We start from the raw sequence: 19153 nt of genomic DNA on the forward strand, positions 1-19153 counted from the left end.
TTTAACCTACGGGGATTCTAATAAACTCCTCGTAGGTTTCTATAATAACTTTTAGAACGGTCCTAATCCGATATAATGAGCGACTAAGATTAAAATAAATGCGGCGAAATGTAGTAACATAAATAATTTCAATGAAAATTTAACCCAATCAGCATAATTTACATTCGACATTCCAAGTGCAGCCATTAAACCGCCTGAAGTCGGCCATAAATAGTTCGTAAAACCATCACCAAATTGATAAAGTACGACCATTACCTGTTGATTAATTCCTAATATTTTCCCTAACGGTCCCATAATAGGCATTAAGATCATAGCTTTTCCACTTCCCGAAACGACAAAGAAATTAAAGAAGATAACAACTAGGAAGAGAACCAGTAAAGTGATAACTGAACCAGTGTTATTCAATAGTCCAGATAAAGCATGAACAGCTGTATCGATAATTTGAGCTTGATCCATCAAAATCATGACCGATCTAGCAAAACCGATAGCTAGTCCTGTTGCTAGAAGTCTTGCAGCACCGTTCCCAAAATCAACAGCTGCATCACTTGGCTTAATTCTTAGTATAATTACTAAGAATACTGCGTAGATTGCATAGACAGCAGATAATTCTGGCATTCCCCAACCGAGTTTGATTGCACCAAATGCACTTCCTACTAAAACAACAACTAAACCTAATAATGCAACTTTACGAGATAGCGTAAACTCTTCTTCCTCATACTCCGCTTTATTCTTATCTTTTAATTGTTCCAGGTATTCTGGAGCCATAATACTCTTACTTGGATCTGCTTTTGTCTTCTTAGCATAACGAAGAATATATACAACAGAGATTACTAGGAAGATAGCTAACGCTACTAGTCGGAAAACAACACCAGAATAAATTGGCAATCCTACAATCGTTTGACTAACACCTGTAGTATAAAAATTTACTGCACCTGCAGCAAAACCAATCGCTAAACCAATAGTAGATGTTGCAAAACCTGTGATTCGGTCATACCCCATACCCATTACAACAGCCATCGCTAGTGGGATAAAAGGGATTCCTCCTTCACCGAAACCAATTGTCCCCATTATGGAAAACAGCGTTATTAATGCTATAATTACAACCTTTTCTTTCCCTTCAGCAACCCTCAATAACTTATGAATACCTGCTGCAATTGCCCCTGATTTTTCAAGTATATATAGAGCTCCGCTTGCAAATAGAAGCATGACAATAATATCTGCAGATTGGACAACCCCGTTATGTAAAGCTGTAAAGAAGTCCATAAATCCTATTGGGTTCGCCTGATCCACATACTCAAACTTTTCTGTGTTCAGTTCTGTTATACCTGTTTCTGGATTTTGAACTCTTTCGTACTGTCCACTTGGTACAATCCATGATAATGCCACAACTAAAAGCATTACAAGGATGAACATTATATATACATGTGGAAAATTAAACCCTTTTCTTTTTTCCTTTGTTGACATGATAAATCCTCCCATTTTCCCCTATGTAATATTACAATTCAGCTAGTCCCTTGAAAAGTTCAACCCCTGTTTCAATGAGTTCATCTCGGAAGTCATATTCATTTGTATGAACATGTGGATAATCTTCTCCGTTTCCAATTAAACAATATGCCCCTTTTGTTAACTTTGTATAATGGCCAAAGTCTTCAGAACCTCGAAAAGCCTCTTTTTGTTCAACTAATTCAATGCCTTTTGATTTTGCAATTAACCGAATCTTTTCAGCGCTTTCTTTGTGGTTTATAGTTTCTGGGAATTCATCATTATAATAGAAACTTACTTTTAACCCGTGTTCCTCTCCTTGAGCTTTAGCAAAATTTTCAAGGTTTTCTTGAAGTCGATCCAACTCATCTTCGTAAAGGGCACGAATGGTCATACGAAGATCTCCTTTTGATGCAGCAATACCAAAAGCTCTTTCACCAACATCGATTTGTACAACTGTGCACAGAATAAGACCTTTATTTATTTCTGGAGAAGTGAATTCGGAAATCATTTTAATAATATTAGCAATGGCTAACGATGGATTAGTCCCTGTTTCTGGTTGACTTGCATGGGCAGGAGAACCTTCCAAATGTATAGTCATCCCTTTAGATGCACAAAAACTTGTACCATCGATAATTCCTACAGACTTATAAGGAAAGCCACTCATATTATGGTAGGCGAAAATTTCATCAATATTATGTTCCTTAATAAGATCAACACATTGAATTGCGCCATCACCTGTTTCTTCAGCAGGTTGGAAGAGGAAAAAAATATTTTTGTCTGCTCCATTTTGATTTATTTCAAGAGCAAAACCAGCTAATGTTGCAGCGTGGCCATCATGACCACATTTATGTGCTTTTCCAGGAAATTGAGAAGCCCATGGAAGATCGATCACTTCATCCATTGGAAGCGCATCAAAATCGGCGCGGAATGCTATATTTGGCTTATCTATCCCCGCTTGATAAATTGCATAGAACCAATTTCCTTTATCTACAATTTTTAGGTTTGTATGCGTTTTCAAAAATTCTATCAAATGTTTTTTTGTCCAAACTTCTTCGTTAGAAAGTTCAGGATGTTGATGCAATTCATGTCGTAATTTTTTCGCTAATTCAAAATTTACATTTTCCAAGTTTCTCTTCTCCTTTGACTATTACCTTTCTAAACTTCTTGTCAACCTATCATATTTTTTATAATTTTCTCATCATCTCCATTGCATAATTTCTAAATACTATCAAAAGACAGAATTACAATTTCATTTTGTATATTTTATATTATATTTTATGTTTTATATTTTTGCAATAAAAAAAATTCTGTCTCTTTTGAAACAGAATCTTTTTATAGTCCAAAATATATTGATATTTACAGCGGTACCATATCTACTTTATCTATATCCCAATGGACATCTTTCATGAAACTTTCTAATCCTGCTGAATCGCCTTTTCTAAATAATTCCAGCATCTCTCTATGTTCATTATTTGTTTCTAAGAGTTTTTTCTTCATTGCTTCCTTTTGGTCTGAATAATCAAAGGTTTTCAGAAATTTCTTTTGAGATTTTAACAGCAGGTTTACTAGACTTTTGTTAGGGCATATTGACTGATAGACACCATGAAAAGCTTCCTGCATCTTATGATACATTTGGAAATTTTCTGTATTAATTGCTAGATCAATACTCTGAATATAGAATTCCATTTCTTTCAAATGTTTCTCGCTTAATAATGGTACTGCCAATGAAGCAGCCAAGCCATCCAATGCACCAATAATAAAATAGGTTTCTCTTGCCTCTTCCTTTGTAAGATCTTTTATAACGAATCCTTTTCTAGGAACATTTTCTAGTAGACCTTCTGAAGAAAGTTGTATTAATGCCTCTCTAACCGGGGTCCTACTAACTTTCAAAGCTTCACTTATTACGTTTTCGTTAACCTTACTATTAGCAATCAAGGTCCTATTGTTAATCTGCTCAACGATATAATTATAAACATGGTCTTTTAACGATAAGTATTCTTTCATAAATTAACCCCTATGCATTATTTATTTTAATACAATATATTATATTATAAATAACTCCTCTTTTCGAGTTAAAAGTTGAACTATGAACAGATAAGCATTATTTATGATTGGCAAATTAAACAATTTCAGTAAATAAACCTTATCATATTATTGATAAGTCTTCTTCTGTTGATAGAATACTTCGTAAAAAATAGAAAGCGCATGCAGCTTTTCATATAAGGTACACTAGTTTAAGGTACACATATTTTCTACTCTTATTCTTCAAAAAAAACCCAAGCAATATTCGTTGCTTGGGTCACATTTGTTTAAAGCTTATATATTTTTGTATACTTCTCTTCTAAATAATCTGCTAGATAGTTTCCATTAAGCCCTTCGCCTGTCGCTGCTTTTAAAATATCTAATGGCTTTTTAAGAGCACCATACTGATGCACATTTTGTGTAAGCCATTCCTTGATAGGAGCCAAATCGCCTTGCTCCAACAAACTATCAAACTGTGGAATATCTTTTAGCATCGCAGCTTTAAACTGAGATGCATATATATAGCCAAGTGCATAGGATGGGAAGTAACCGAAACTTGCACCTGCCCAGTGGACATCCTGTAGTATACCTTCTGCATTTGTAGATGGTCTTACACCCAAATATTCCTCATACTTAGAATTCCAAATATCTGGTAGATCCTCTACTTTTAAATCTCCATTAAACAAGCCTTTTTCTATTTCATAACGAATCATAATATGAAGTGCATACGTTAACTCATCAGCCTCGATGCGGATTAAGGAAGGTTTTACTTCATTGATCGCTCGTAGAAAATCTTCCATCGGAACTTCCCCAAATTGTTCAGGAGAATAGCTTTGTAGCTTTTCGTAGTTTTGCTCCCAGAACTTTGGATTACGTCCAACAAAATTTTCATAAAATAATGATTGAGATTCATGAATTCCCATGGAAGCTCCACCCGCTAAAGGTGTTCCAGTTAACTCCTCTGCAACATTTTGTTCGTATATTGCATGACCACATTCATGAATTGTACCAAATACTGCAGAACGGAAATCAAATTCATCATATTTAGTAGTTATTCGAACGTCCCCTCTATTTAAGCCTGTTGCAAATGGATGTACTGTTTCATCCAATCTTCCAGCATCAAAATCATAGCCAAGTTGTTTTAGTATATCTAAACTAAACGACTCTTGTTTTTGTTTATCAAAAGATTTGAACAAGAAATTTGTATCCGGATGATTTGGTGATTCTGAAATACGTTTTAATAATGAAACGATTCTCTCTCTTAACTCACTAAATACTTGATCTAAAATTTCAGTCGTCATACCAGGCTCATATTGATCTAACAATACATTGTAAGGATTATTATCCGTTACTCCCCAGTACTCCACAAATTTCTTTAAAGTATCTACCATTTCTGTTAAGTACGGTTGGAACATATTCCAATCATTTTTATCCTTCGCTTCTTCCCAAACAGATTCTGATTTAGATTGAAGCACGACAAATTTCTTATATTCATCTGCAGGAATTTTCTTACTTAGATTGTATTCCTTTTTTACCTCTTCAAAAACACGTTGACTTACTTCGTTTACTGAATCCAGCTCCAATTCCATCTGGTCAAGTAACTCTTTTAGTTCGTCTGAGGTCGACAGATTAAATACATCCGTTGCAAGTACTCCAACAACCTCAGATCGCTGGTCGATACCTTTTTTTGGTGCGCCAGTGCGCATATCCCAATAAAGCACCCCTAATGCTTCTTGGTACGCACCAATCTTTTTAACATAATTTAAAAAATTTTGTTCTACTGACATTTCTCTTCCCCCTAGTATCATTTCGAAATAGCTGTAGGTAATACTCCTGTAAATCTGTTTTCAAGCTGTGCTTCTTCCTCATTTAATAATAAATGAATTTCCCCGTAATCACTAGAGGTACGTATTAAACGACCAATACCCTGTTGTAATCTCAAAAGCATAAATGGCAATTCTACTTCCTCAAATGGATTGTGAGAGAAAGAACGTTTTGCATCAAAAAGCGGATCTACTGGTGGAAATGGTAGATCATAAATAATTACTCTAGTTAAAGCTTCTAGTGGTAAATCCAAACCTTCCCAAAGATGATACGAACATAAGGTCGAGTACTCACCATTTTGGAACTCTTTAACAATAGTAGAAAGCTCACGGTCTCCTTCAAAGACGATACCGGATCGATCCCCTAAAGTTGCTCTAAAGGAAGCCATTGCAGCTTTGGATTTAAACAAAATAAGTGTTTGCATCGAATTATTTAACAGTTTTTCAACATGACTAGCTTTCTCCTGCTGTTCCATTTCCTCTGTATATATCTTCATCACTTCATCATAATCAAAAGGTGATGCAACCGAGAACGATTGGAATTTTTCAATTCCCAATGAATCCGCTATATACGTGAAGTCTTTTTCTATGGATAATGTAGCAGAAGAAAAGACAATTGGAATTTTAGATGTAAATAATTTCTCATGTAAAATATCCGTAACTAATCTTGGCATAATGATTAATGTTTCATATCCATCAATGATTTCTAGCCATTCAATCCCATCCCCTTTTTCCGTAAATAAACGAAGAGAGAATGTATATTGCTCTAAAAATTCTTCTACCATACGTAGCTCGTATTCAGGAATAGTATATAACTCAGACTCGAATACAAATTCCTCTAGCAAGCTATCCGCTACTCGAATTGCCTGTTTACATATTTGCATTAACTCTGGAGATTTATCAACCTTCATCCGATCTGTATCTTCCATATCACTGCCAATGCGTAATAATCCAAATATTTTATCATGCAATTCTTGTAGTACTTCCATTAAATTTAATGTTTTTTCTCTAACACCATCGACCATTACTTTTTCCAATAATCGAATAAGCGTTTCACTTTGAATTTCATATGTCAAAGCTTTTTGGGCAGCAAATTCAAGTAAATGTCCTTCATCTAGAACAGCCATTGAAACTTCGGGCAATAAAGGCATTTGACCTTCACGGACACGAGATTCCTTTGTCCAAATATGCTCCATTAAAAATTCATGCGAGCATATGATCAGGTCCGTGGACTCACGATAATGCTGACGATGAATTGTTTGACCACAACGATTCCGTAGATCACATACCATACATTGTTGAGTTGGATGATAGTTCACTTTTTGCCAATCCTCATCGCTCACACCAGCAAATTGACTTCGTTCCCCATATGGATAAATCTTTTGCATAGATGAATGTGCATATACAAAATCCGGAACTTGATCTTCAATTTCTTCTAAAAAGTATTCGTTCTCATCATCTTTTTGTGCCTCTTCCAGACGCTTTAAACATAAATATTGATCGCGTGATTTTGCTAACCGTACATCAATTTTAATATCCAAATAGTTTTGAAGCTTAAAAATATCTCCAGCTTCTTTTACAAGCTGTTCAATTAATGTTTCATCTGCGCATGCTATCAATGCTGGTTTTCCAGTGTAACGAGCATAAGAAATAGCAGGAAGTAAATAAGCTATAGTTTTACCAGTACCTACTCCTGCTTCTGCAAATAGTACACTTTTTTCTTTTAACGTCTTTTCAATCTGATAGGCCATAAAGATTTGTTCATCACGGCACTCAAACCCTTTTTCGGGTAATTCATCATATAACACATCACCCATCCAATCCCCTAATGATTCGAAGAAAGAACGGTCTTTTGAAAGTTGGAATGGTAAAGCTTGTTTCATCTAAAAACTCCCTTAAATAATAATATAACAGCAAGGGAGAAACTAGTCCCCCTTACTGTTATGAACGTTTACCCCAGAACTGATAGTAATCCGTTCGAATAAATCCATTAAACAATTTACGTTTTTTAGTAGCTCTTCTACCGTATACGTTCTCAAAGTTTTCCATAGACGATAACATATATACGGACCATGAAGGATATTTATCCATCAAATGGCCTAATTCACTGATTACCTGTTCAATTACTTCCACTTCACCAATACGTTCTCCATATGGTGGGTTACTAACCATTACACCGTCTGTTAAAGTAGTAGTAAAATCCTTCGCATGCATTTGCTTGAATGTGATTATGTCGGCGAATCCAGATTCAAATGCGTTTTGCTCAGCAATTTGGACCATTTTATGATCAATATCAGATCCGATAATTTGAAGTTCTTGATCATAATTTGCTAATGATTCTGCCTCATTGCGCACTTCTTCCCAAATGGTTTTTGGCATCCATGGCCATGCTTCACTATGAAAATCACGATTAAAGCCTGGTGCAATATTTTGTCCTATCATTGCTGCTTCAATTGGAATAGTACCTGATCCGCAAAACGGGTCAACAAACGGGCGATTGGGATTCCATTTAGAAATTTTCACTAAAGCTGCTGCAAGTGTTTCCTTCAATGGGGCTTCCCCTTGTCCATGACGGTAACCACGTTTATGAAGACCTGCACCACTTGTATCTATCGTGATGGTCGCTATATCTTTTAATATACTTATTTCAAGTTTGAATGTTGCTCCAGATTCGTCTAAAAAACCTATTCTTTTATGAGCTAATTTTAAGCGCTCAACTACTGCTTTTTTTACAATAGCCTGACAGTCTGGAACACTGAATAATGTTGATTTGACTGATTTTCCTTGAACTGGAAAAGCTGCATCTACGGGCAAGTAGTTTTCCCATTGTACGGCTTTTGTGCGTTCAAAAAGTTCATCAAATGTTTTCACCGGGAACTGTGCAGCTACAATCTTCACACGGTCCGCAACACGTAACCAAATATTTGCTCTTGCTATTGCACGCTCGTCCCCTTCAAAATAAATCTTACCGTTTTCTGTTGTTGTTTCGTATCCTAGTGCTTTTACTTCATCTGCAACGATGGATTCTAGTCCCATAGCTGAAGTTGCTACTAATTTAAATGTTGTCATTATATATTCCTTTCTTGTCTATAAATTTCCCATAGCTCGATGAAATCCAAAAGCTCTTTGGCCGCAAGTGGTTTACTATAATAATACCCTTGAATGATATCACAGCCCATTTCTTTTAAAAGCCTGGCTTGATCTTTCGTTTCCACACCCTCTGCAATTACTTTTATACGCAGACGATGAGCCATTAGAATAATCGCTTCTACTATGGCTTGCTTGTCTTGTAAGATAGTAATTTGTTGGATAAAGCTTCTATCAATTTTCAAATAATTAAGTGGAAATCTATTTAAATAACTAAGGGAAGAGTATCCAGTTCCAAAATCATCTATCGATATTTTGAACCCCATCCCCTTTAGTTTTATCAGTTTACCGATTATATCGTCTGAATCCTTCATAACTGTACGTTCTGTTAGCTCTAATTCCAAAAGATGCGGACTACAATTATACTGCATAACGATTGAATTTATACGCTCGATAAAGTCATCCTGTTGAAAATGGAGAGAGGCAATATTAACGGATACCGGTATTATATGTATATTTCCTTGGGATCTTGCCTCTAGTATATCTATGCATACCTTTTCTAAAATAACCTCACTTAAAGGGATAATAAGACCAGTATCCTCTGCAAGAGGTATAAATTCAGAGGGTGACACAAATCCTAGCTTATCATTTTTCCATCTAACTAAGGCTTCTACACCAATTATATCTTGTTTCGCTAGCCCTATTTTTGGCTGATAATGGATGAAAAAATCTTTGTTTTGAATAGCTTTTCTTAGCTCAGCTTCCAGAACGATTAATCCTTTAGAATCTTTTTTTAAGTCATCAAAATAAAAGGCATATTGGTTTCTACCATTTTGTTTGGCAAAATACATCGCCTTATCCGCTTTATATATTAATTTTTCTATATGTTTACCATCTTGTGGAAAAATACTGATTCCTATACTTGCAGTAACATAAACCTCTGTCCCACATACATGAAATGGTCTATGGAAAAGCTTAATAATATCCTTAGCTAGAAGTGCAGCTTCTTTTTGATATTCAATATTCGATCTGGAATATACAAACTCATCTGCACCATATCGCGCAAAAATATCCGATGGACCGACAATTGTGTTAATACGGTTAGCAACCTCTTTTAAAATAAGGTCACCTACTTCATTTCCCAAGGTATCGTTTATCTGCTTAAAACGATCTAAGTCAATAAATAAAATTGCATGGCTGTCTTTTGAGCTATTTACTTTGTCAAATAATAATTCATTAAAAGCGTTTCGATTCGAAATATTTGTTAAAAAATCATTCTGCGTTAGTTCTTCAAGTTCCTTTTCCGTCTCCTTTTCCAAGGAGATATCTGAAAATATACCATAATAATTTGTTAGCCTACCCGCATCATCATAAACACTATGAATTGCAAGGATTTCTGGATATATTTCACCATTTTTTCGTCTATTCCAGATCTCACCCTTCCAAAATCCTTTTGATTGAATATCTGACCACATTACTTTATAAAAGTCAGCATCCTGTTTTCCCGACTGTAAAATGCTCGGAAATTTCCCAAGTACTTCGGATGACTTATATCCAGTAAGAGCTTCAAAAGCATGATTTACCAATGTTATCTGCATTTTTTCATTTGTAATCATAATACCTTCTACGGTTGTATGAAAAATTTGTTCCATTAATTCATTAGAATATGTCTGTAATCGTGCGGGTGGTTGTTGTTTTTCCACAATCCTTTACCTCCCTAATGACCTATTAAGTAAAAATCATTTATATAATAGAAAAGCTCTCCGGAAATGGAGAGCTTCTTAGTTATTAAATATAGCCACTCATACACTCAATAAGCCATGTTTTGTTTCCACGGTACTCAAACGGTGCATTACCTCGTACTTATGTGGACGGCAATCATCTATCTACAGATTAAATCTGTTCTTCTATCCGTTCAATTCCTTCAAGAAAATGCCCCTACCATAATTTGGGTTTCTCACTCGTGGGGTTTACCTCGTTCCACCTGTATAGTTTCCTATACAGCTCCGTCACTGTGGCACTTTCAGAGATTGTCAGCCATATCCTAAGACTTAGGCCTTCATCCCGCCGTCAGCTATAATAGCTGCCTTAGTTTATTTTTTCACTAAGCACGAACACTACATTCATCGCAGAATTGTGTGAGCATGGACTTTCCTCTACAATGTCATGCATTGCAGCGATTGCCCGAATATATAAGTGGTATTACTAGTATAAACGAAATATCAAAGAGTTTCAACATAAGATTATATCAAATTCACCTTGCCGTATTTGCTTTCGCTTCACCTTGTTCAGCTCCGCAGGAAAAACAGTGCTCCTACGGAAGCTCGTCACAGAAAAACAGTGTGCCTAGATTTTTATTGGGTCAGCTCGATAAATTCTACTAAAAAATCTGTGCATCCGCCGATGGCTTTAAGTTAATTCAGTAGGGGTTTACTCCCTACTGAATTAACTTAAAGAATTATTCGTACAATTTACTTCCGAAGACATGTTTTTCAAGATGTGAAAGTCGCTTTAAAATATCAAAATTAGTAGCCCCTGTTTGCGGTGCAGCTACTTGAGTTCTCTTCGGTAATTCCTCTAGCTGTTCTTTCAGTTTTTTATTTTCTAACTGAAGCCCTGCTAGTCTCTTCTCATAAGCCTCGTAATCTTGAATAATATCGTCTAAAAAAACATCTACTTCTTCTTGGTTATAACCTCTTAAACCCGTTTTAAATTCTTTTTCTAATATATCAGAAGCCTTTAGTTTAAATTCCATATGGTATCTTCCTTCCATCTACAATTCGCTACTCGTATTATAGCATATCGTTGTCGAATAATGGAGTTTTTTCAGCCATTTAAATGCGCTTTTTGTTATGTTCTGCGCTTTCCCGGGAAATATTTAATTTCCGGATTATTCTATTTTCTCTCTTCAAAAGTTCTTTTTTCAAGCGAGAATGCACACCTATATTCTGTTTTGCTTCATATTCTATACATTGCTGCGTCATTTCTAGAGCATTTGGGAAATCTTTTAGTTGATGTTCGTATAGCTTGGCCAACTCTATATACACCTCCACTCGATATTTCCCAGAAATCTCATTTAAAGCTTGTATAAAGGCTTGCAGACTGTCCTCGTATAAACCCGCTCTTTTTAAATGGAGACCAACGAAATAATAAGCAATACTTGCGTCCTCATCTGAGAAATTATTTACTACAAAAGTAAACCAATCCATGCTTGCATCCATCGTTTTTAAATCACGAAACCATTTACCTATATTCGTATAGGTTGTTGCTGTTTCAACTATTTCCGTATCTTGGAGTAATTCCACGGAGAGAATATACAGTGTAACAAGCGATAAAATATCCCATTCATTATGCTTTAACACCTTCATCAGGTTGATGGGATTACCACTTTTCACCGCATCAAAATAGATTATTGGTGCAAGGTGACCAGGTATATCATTTTCTCTTCTAAAACCAAGCTTCATTTCCTCAATTTGTTTTAGCTTAAAGCGCTCTAATTCACCCTTCCAAATTCTTTTAGAGGAATGCATTAAGTCAATTTGATGATGTTGCTTTAATCTTGGTAAATCATTTCTATTCATCGTCCATCTCGTAACTAATTGAGGTAGGTCAAAACTCTTTCCGTTATACGTAATGATAGTCTGTGGGTTTTCCCAAAAATCGATTGCTTTTAAAAAACTTACCTCATGCCCTGGATCCGCTAGCACATATTGCGTTAGCAAAAACCCACCCTTCACTTCCTTTAACACTCCGTTCAAAAAGATTAGTACTCCAGCACCTTTTAATCCTGTTGTTTCGGTATCATAAAAACAAAATGGACTGTCTTTTGCGATAGTTAGGGGATGAGTAGGATAGACTTCCTGCATAAACTTTTTTGCCTGTTGTAGTTTATTAAGCCCAATATTTCCATGTATATGCTCCGAATGATAAAAAGTTTCCTTTATAAAGTAATACCCTTTATCATCTTTTATCAATTTTAGTCCTGCATTTTGCCATTTCTCAGCATAAAAGGGAAGCGCCATTTCTGACTCTTCCTTTTTTACTTTCTCTTCTATTGGCTTCTTTTTTACTAACCCCTTCATTTGCATTAGCTTTTTTTCATACGACATGGCGGTCCACCTGCAATAAATGAAGTAACTTAATCACTTCTCCTTTTAAATTTAGCTCTGCATCCTGTGCACCGATGCATGCCGGGCATCCATTCATACAAGAACAATCCTCTACCTGCTCCGTCACTTTCGGTATCAACTCATTCCAAAGGTCAAACATTCTTTCAGAAAGACCAATACCACCCGGATAACTGTCATACATATAAAAAGTAGGTTTTTCTCCATGAATCGATTTTACCTGAGGCACAACATGAATATCCTTCGCATCACAATGAATAAACAGAGGGATAAATGCATGTAATGCGTAGGAAACACCAGTCATTGCATCTGATAATAAAGTGTCTTTCCAGCCATCTGGTTTATCAAAACTAAACCATGTAGAAGAAGTGTGCAATTCTAATGGTGGTAAATGGATTTGACCAGAACCGATATTATCATGTGTATCGAATTTAATTTTTTTAAATATAGTTGGTTGTGCTAAAACGATAATGTCTCCAAACCTGAGCATACCAATTTCAGCTTCTCTTACTTTATCTTCACTTAACACTTTTAGCTCTACTGCTATATTTGCATCTGTAAAATAATCGACATCGACTTCTCGTACAAATGCTTTCTTTTCTTCCCAATCTAATATTTCTACTTGGAATTGAGTACCTTGGTGCAAGTAAATTGCTTCTTCATGAAGCAAAGTCATCGCACTATATTGATCCATTTCACCAATAACCCTAGTTTTAGTTGGGATTGACTGATCAATAATAATGACATTCTCTTGGGATGCTGAACGTAGGCTGATATTGCTAGCAGGAAAACTATCGGTCATCCAATGCCATTTTTCGGATGTTTTTAAAAGGACCCCTTCACTTTCAAGAAATGCTAGTAATTCCTGAATTGAAAATTCCGCATACATTTCGGTCAAAGAGAATGGAAGTTCAAATGAAGCACATTTTAAATGGTCCATTAAAATAATCATATTATCTGGATGAATTCTAACTTCCTCTGGAGATTGTCCTAGAAAATATTCAGGGTGTTTCACAACATATTGGTCAAGAGCAGTCGACCCGGCCACATAAATAATTAGTGCTTCATCCTGTCTTCTGCCCGCTCGTCCAGCCTGCTGCCAAGCACTTGCGATGTTCCCAGGATAACCTGTCATTATACATGCCTGAAGCTGGCCAATGTCGACACCTAACTCTAGCGCATTAGTACTTACAACAGTTCTAATAATTCCATCCCGTAAACCTTTTTCAATTGTCCTTCTTTCCGAAGGCAAATAACCGCCTCGATATCCCCGTATAGTTTGATCATTAATCTTTTTACTTACTAAAGACTGTAGATACGTCACAAGCATTTCTACACGAACACGACTCTTCGCAAAAACAATTGTTTGTATACCATTTACATATAATTCTTGTGCCAAATCTCTCACTTCTAAAATCGCACTTCTTCTTACATTAAATACAGGATGGACTATTGGGGGATTATAAAATACAAAATGTTTCTTTCCTGCTGGTGCACCGTTCTGGTTGATTAATTCATGAGCTGTATTTGTTAAATTTTCTGCTAACACCTTGGGATTTTTTATAGTAGCAGAAGTACAGATAAACTGCGGATTGCTACCATAGTATGCACAGATCCGTTTCAGGCGTCTAATAACATGCGCAACATGACTTCCAAATACTCCCTTATATGTATGGATTTCATCTATTACAATATATTTTAAGTTTTCAAAAAGAGTTACCCATTTTGTATGATGTGGTAAAATGCCCGAATGCAGCATATCAGGATTGGTTAACACTATATGACCTGACTTTCGAATTTTTTGCCTAATTCCCGGGGCTGTATCTCCATCATATGTATAACTTAATATTTCTTCCCCAGTAGCTTCAATTAAATTATTTAAATCACTTTTTTGATCCTGTGCTAATGCTTTTGTTGGAAATAAATAAATAGCCCGTGAAGTTGGATCTTCCATAATAGTTTGAAGTACAGGGAGATGATAGCAAAGTGATTTACCTGAGGCTGTTGGGGTTATCGTTGTATAAGACTTACCGGATGAAGCAGCATCGAAAGCGAGTCGTTGATGTATGTATAACTGATGTACACCACGACTTTTAAGCGCCTTTTGAATAGACTGATGCATTGTGCTAGGGAATGGAGCGTAAATTGCTTCTTTTTCTTCGGTTGTATGAATATGTTCAATTTGCGGAAAGCGATTTCCATCCACTTTCCACGCATCTAATAATTGGTGAATGCTCTTTTTTTCAAACATACTCATCCCCTACTTCCTTTATAGCTTGGACAATAGTTTCTAGCGTATATTTGGATGAATGAACAGATGAAAGAAACCTTTTTTTGCTCGTTCCCTTGTAGTAAGATTGCACGATAAACTGTTTCATAGATTCAAGTAAGGAGTCAATCTGGCTTGGGTGGACATATTTTGGACGTTTTACTTGAATCCATTTTCGTACCAATTGTTCCCATTCAAGACAGATCTCATCAATTTTATATGCATGTGGCTTCACTTCTGTAAAAAAATCTGGTTCCTTGTCTAATTCTCTATATAGATGAAAACGCGTAATACATTCATCGCATTCTTTCATTAATTGGTTGCTAAGCTTTAATAATGACAAAGTGATCCCTCGCATTCTAGTTATAGTTTAGCAAATTCTCACTTATATTACTAGTTCTAAGCGAACGTACATTCCTTATAATTTATTTTCTATTTTTTCCAGCTTTCCAAGTAATCGAAATGAATTTTTACTAAAATCCTCTTCAAATTTATCCTGCTCGTCATTTAACCTATTTTCCAATAAAAACTCTAAAAGCTCTAACTGATCTATAAGTCTTTCAATTTTATTCATCAATAACTCCTCCTTTTAAGGAGTATATTCGCTAGTTTTATATGCTCTCCTTCCAGTTTGACAAAGCATCTTCTTAAAAGACAAAACAAGTGTTTACTCGACATTCCGGGAAATGAAACCTTCTATATTAGCTGTTCGTCTAATGTACTTGTGATAAACTAATAGCATAAAGAGGTGATTATTTTGGCTATTCATTATCCAAATGGAAAAGCGTATATCCCGTCTACCAAAGTAAAAAAAGAAAAGAAAAAAGATTACTCTTTCAGTAATAGGGGTAAGACCTTAGAAGACGAGATAAACGATGCAAATGAATTTTATATCGCGCAGGATATTGCTGTTATTCATAAAAAACCAATACCAATCCAAGTTGTAAAAGTAGATTATCCTTCTAGAAGTAGCGCGGTAATTAAAGAAGCATATTATCGGACACCTTCTACAACTGACTTTAATGGAGTATATAAAGGGAAATATATTGACTTTGAAGCAAAAGAAACGGAAAATAGAACAGCATTTCCTTTAAAAAATGTTCATCTTCATCAGGTTGAACATATGAGAAGAGTTTCAAAACAATTAGGAATTACCTTTCTGCTCGTCCGTTTTTCTGCATTAGAACGTTATTTTTATTTGCCTTTTGAACAATTATCGTTATTTTGGGATAGAATGCTAACAGGAGGAAGAAAATCTATTGCATTATCCGAAATGGAAACACATGCAATAGAAATCATTCCAAGATATGCACCAAGAATTGATTATATTAAAATAGTTAATGACTTGAACGTATAAAGTGAAAGTGAGGAGACGTTTATGAGTGAGCAAAAAATGACTCGTGAACAACGAAGAAAACAACAAGAAAAAAAGAAACAACCTAAAACACCAGCTAAACTATGGATTAAAAGAATATTATTGACAATCGTAATTATTGGCGTGGTTGGACTTATAGCTGGGGGATCACTATTCGCCTTCTATGCAAGCAGTGCCCCAGAACTAGATGAAACAGCTTTAAAAGATCCTATTAGTCCAAAACTGTTAGACGCTAATGGGGACCTATTCGCTACAGTTGGCGCCGAAAGTAGGGAATATGTAGTTTATGATGACATTCCAAAACAAATGGAAGATGCAATCATCGCTACAGAGGATGCTCGTTTTTACGATCATTTTGGTGTAGATGTATTACGTTTAGGAAAAGCAGTACTTGCTAACGTCACAAATGGTTTCGGTGATCAAGGAGCGAGTACAATTACACAACAGGTCGTAAAAAATTCATTCCTTACAAATGAAAAAACATTAAAACGTAAAGCACAAGAAGCATACCTTTCCATACAACTGGAAAGAAAATATGATAAAGAAGAAATATTTGAAATGTACTTTAACAAAGTTCTAATGTCTGGAAGAATTTACGGTTATGGGACAGCAGCTAAGTATTTTTATGGTAAAGATTTAAAAGACCTTACATTAGATCAATACGCAGTACTTGCAGGTATGTCGCAACGTCCAAATGCGTTTAATCCGTTTAAAAATCCGGAGCTTACGGAGAAAAGAAGAAATGTCGTATTACATTTGATGAACTTACATGACAAGATTACAGAGGAAGAAATGAAAACAGCTCAAGCAGTTCCAATAGAGGATTCTTTACTACCTGAGGATCAGCGAGTTGCCAATCAAGATTCCAAATATGATGCTTTCATAGATATCGTATTAAATGAATTAGAAGCAAATGGTGATGGAAACGCAATCTCTGAGGGGATTACTATTCACACTACATTACAACCAAATGCACAACAACAAGTAGAGAAAACATTAAATTCTGATATGTTCCCTACTGATGATATTCAGTCGGCAGTAGCAGTAATAGATACGAAAACAGGGGCAATCGCAGCTGTTGGTGGTGGAAGAAATTATGGAGCAGATCGTGGCTGGAACTTTGCTCAAGACATGACCACACGCTCAATTGGTTCATCGATTAAACCTTTAATCGACTATGCCCCGGCAATCGAATTTCTAGACTGGTCAACTGGGAAAACACTCTTGGATGAAGAAATTACCTATACAGGCACAGATCAAGTTGTACGTAACTTCGATCGTAAATATAAAGGAGCTATGACATTTAGAGAAGCGCTATATAATTCTCGAAATGTGCCAGCAGTTAAAACATTACAAGAAGTAGGACCAGATAATGCTGAAGAATTTATTAATCGATTTGGGATTGATCTTGGTAATGTATATGAAAGTAGTGCACTTGGTGGTGCCATGTCGCCTATTCAACTAGCCGGAGCTTATGCAGCTTTTGGAAACAGCGGGGTCCATACAGAGCCTTATTCGATAAATAAAATTGTTTATCGCGATGGAAAAACAGAAAAAAATTATAAACCAAAATCTAAAGAAGTTATGAAAGATTCCACTGCTTATATGATTACCGACGTATTACGTGATGTGTTGACAAAAGGGACTGGTAAGCGTGCAGCAATTAGTGGTTTAGATATTGCTGGTAAAACAGGTACAACAAACTATAGTTCAGATGATATGAAAAAATGGGATCTTCCAAGCAGTGCCTTTCCTGACGTTTGGTTTGCTGGATATACGACTGACTACTCGGTTGCCATATGGTCAGGTTACTCAGATAGGAAAGTACCAATGACTACTAATGAGGAGCGATACCTACCTCAGAATATTTTCAAAGAAGTCATGACTAACATTTCTAAAGATGCAGCAAATGAAAAATTTAAGAAGCCAAATTCTGTTGTAGAAGTCACAATTGAAAAAGGTTCAAGTCCACTTAAACTGGCAAGCGAATATACACCAGATGAACTAAAATTGACGGAACTATTCGTGAGAGGCACAGAGCCTACTGCAGTTTCAGAGGAATATAAACAACTTGAATTGAATACTCCATCCAATCTTTCTGTGGAATATGATGAGCTTACATCAACTGCAACATTAGCATGGGATTTCGATCAGGAAGATATTGAATCTGAAGTTCAATTTGAAGTTGCTGTAACGATAGATAACGGTCCATCTGAAGTAATTCAAACAACTAACCAAAAAGGGTTGATCGTACAAAACCTTATTCCAGGAAGTACGTATACCTTCAGTGTCACAGCAGTAGCAGAGGATATTCGAAGTGATAGTGCTTCCGCAACCTTAACATTAGATGCAATAGTTGAAGAGGAATTAGATGATTTGGATCCAATAGAAGAAATTCCAGAAAATCCAGATGGATCAAATAATGGGAATGGTAACGGAGAAGGAAATAATAATGGCAACGGCAATAACAATGGCAATGGCAACGGAAACGGAAACGGAAACGGAAACAACGAGGGTAACGGAAATGGAGATGGATCAGATTCAGGTGATGGTAATGAAAACCCTGATGATGGTTCAACAGAAAACCCAAATGATGGCACTGGAGAAACCGGTGAAAATGGGGAATCTGGAACGAATCCTTAATTAGAATTAGTAAAGTAGCAGGTCTTGACTGAAGTCATGACCCGCTACTTTTTTTGTTGTATAAAATAAGAGTAATTTCTAACTATACGAGGGTGAATTTCATCGATACAAGAAAACTCTGCTTAATCGAGAGTGAATTCGCCCTGTACGAGAGCGATTCCGGGCTATACGAGAGAGCTTTGCCTATACGAGATTGAATACACCCTATCCGAGAGTGTTTCTCGGCTATACGAGAGCGATCTTCAGCTGTACGAGAGAGCTTTATTCGAGAGAGAATACACCTTATCCGAGAGTGTTTTCCGGCTATACGAGAGCGATCCTA

Annotated in this window: 14 protein-coding genes and 1 other RNA gene; 2 read left to right on the forward strand and 13 right to left on the reverse strand. The window is 36.0% G+C overall.

Annotated features, from left to right (window positions below; genetic code table 11):
* Positions 1–51 precede the first annotated feature (51 nt).
* The 13 genes from MKY37_RS01275 to MKY37_RS01335 form a co-directional block, all read right to left on the reverse strand.
* Entirely contained in the window at positions 52–1464 is a 1413-nt protein-coding gene (locus MKY37_RS01275; RefSeq protein WP_340772965.1) for a YfcC family protein, read from the reverse strand.
* A gap of 31 nt (positions 1465–1495) precedes the next feature.
* On the reverse strand, positions 1496–2611 hold the full coding sequence (locus MKY37_RS01280; RefSeq protein ID WP_340772966.1) for a M20 metallopeptidase family protein: 1116 nt from the start codon (positions 2609–2611) through the stop codon (positions 1496–1498).
* Between the two features lie 230 nt (positions 2612–2841).
* Entirely contained in the window at positions 2842–3489 is a 648-nt protein-coding gene (locus MKY37_RS01285) for a GntR family transcriptional regulator (protein ID WP_340772969.1), read from the reverse strand.
* 305 nt (positions 3490–3794) lie between these two features.
* On the reverse strand, positions 3795–5294 hold the full coding sequence (locus tag MKY37_RS01290; RefSeq protein ID WP_340772971.1) for a carboxypeptidase M32: 1500 nt from the start codon (positions 5292–5294) through the stop codon (positions 3795–3797).
* A gap of 17 nt (positions 5295–5311) precedes the next feature.
* On the reverse strand, positions 5312–7213 hold the full coding sequence (locus MKY37_RS01295) for an ATP-dependent DNA helicase (RefSeq protein ID WP_340772974.1): 1902 nt from the start codon (positions 7211–7213) through the stop codon (positions 5312–5314).
* Between the two features lie 58 nt (positions 7214–7271).
* Positions 7272–8399 (reverse strand): THUMP domain-containing class I SAM-dependent RNA methyltransferase, encoded by a 1128-nt coding sequence (locus MKY37_RS01300; protein ID WP_340772976.1) that lies wholly within the window; start codon positions 8397–8399, stop codon positions 7272–7274.
* Positions 8399–10120, reverse strand: a complete 1722-nt coding sequence (locus MKY37_RS01305) for a putative bifunctional diguanylate cyclase/phosphodiesterase (RefSeq protein WP_340772977.1) — start codon at positions 10118–10120, stop codon at positions 8399–8401. Before MKY37_RS01305 ends, MKY37_RS01300 begins: the two co-directional genes overlap by 1 nt.
* Before the next feature lie 106 nt (positions 10121–10226).
* Positions 10227–10609, reverse strand: an RNA gene (rnpB, locus tag MKY37_RS01310) — RNase P RNA component class B.
* Positions 10610–10875: 266 nt separating this feature from the next.
* Positions 10876–11172 (reverse strand): cell division regulator GpsB, encoded by a 297-nt coding sequence (gpsB, locus tag MKY37_RS01315; RefSeq protein ID WP_340772981.1) that lies wholly within the window; start codon positions 11170–11172, stop codon positions 10876–10878.
* Between the two features lie 79 nt (positions 11173–11251).
* Complete coding sequence (locus MKY37_RS01320; protein WP_340772984.1) at positions 11252–12526, reverse strand: ribonuclease H-like domain-containing protein; 1275 nt, start codon at positions 12524–12526, stop codon at positions 11252–11254.
* On the reverse strand, positions 12516–14795 hold the full coding sequence (locus MKY37_RS01325) for a DEAD/DEAH box helicase (protein ID WP_340779816.1): 2280 nt from the start codon (positions 14793–14795) through the stop codon (positions 12516–12518). Before MKY37_RS01325 ends, MKY37_RS01320 begins: the two co-directional genes overlap by 11 nt.
* The gene (locus MKY37_RS01330) at positions 14788–15156 is read right to left on the reverse strand and encodes a YppE family protein (RefSeq protein ID WP_340772985.1); all 369 of its coding nucleotides are present in this window, start codon (positions 15154–15156) and stop codon (positions 14788–14790) included. The genes MKY37_RS01325 and MKY37_RS01330 overlap by 8 nt, the downstream gene beginning before the upstream one ends.
* A 75-nt stretch (positions 15157–15231) precedes the next feature.
* Positions 15232–15387: a hypothetical protein gene (locus tag MKY37_RS01335; RefSeq protein WP_211893974.1), complete on the reverse strand. Its 156-nt coding sequence runs from the start codon at positions 15385–15387 to the stop codon at positions 15232–15234.
* Between the two features lie 183 nt (positions 15388–15570).
* Between MKY37_RS01335 and recU the strand changes: the two genes are divergently transcribed.
* The gene (recU, locus tag MKY37_RS01340) at positions 15571–16170 is read left to right on the forward strand and encodes a Holliday junction resolvase RecU (RefSeq protein WP_340772989.1); all 600 of its coding nucleotides are present in this window, start codon (positions 15571–15573) and stop codon (positions 16168–16170) included.
* A 21-nt stretch (positions 16171–16191) separates the two neighbouring features.
* Positions 16192–18831, forward strand: coding sequence for a PBP1A family penicillin-binding protein (locus tag MKY37_RS01345; protein WP_340772992.1), 2640 nt, complete (start codon positions 16192–16194; stop codon positions 18829–18831).
* The last annotated feature ends 322 nt before the right edge of the window (positions 18832–19153 follow it).

It is taken from the genome of Psychrobacillus sp. FSL K6-2836 (assembly GCF_038003085.1).
Taxonomy (GTDB): Bacteria; Bacillota; Bacilli; order Bacillales_A; family Planococcaceae; genus Psychrobacillus.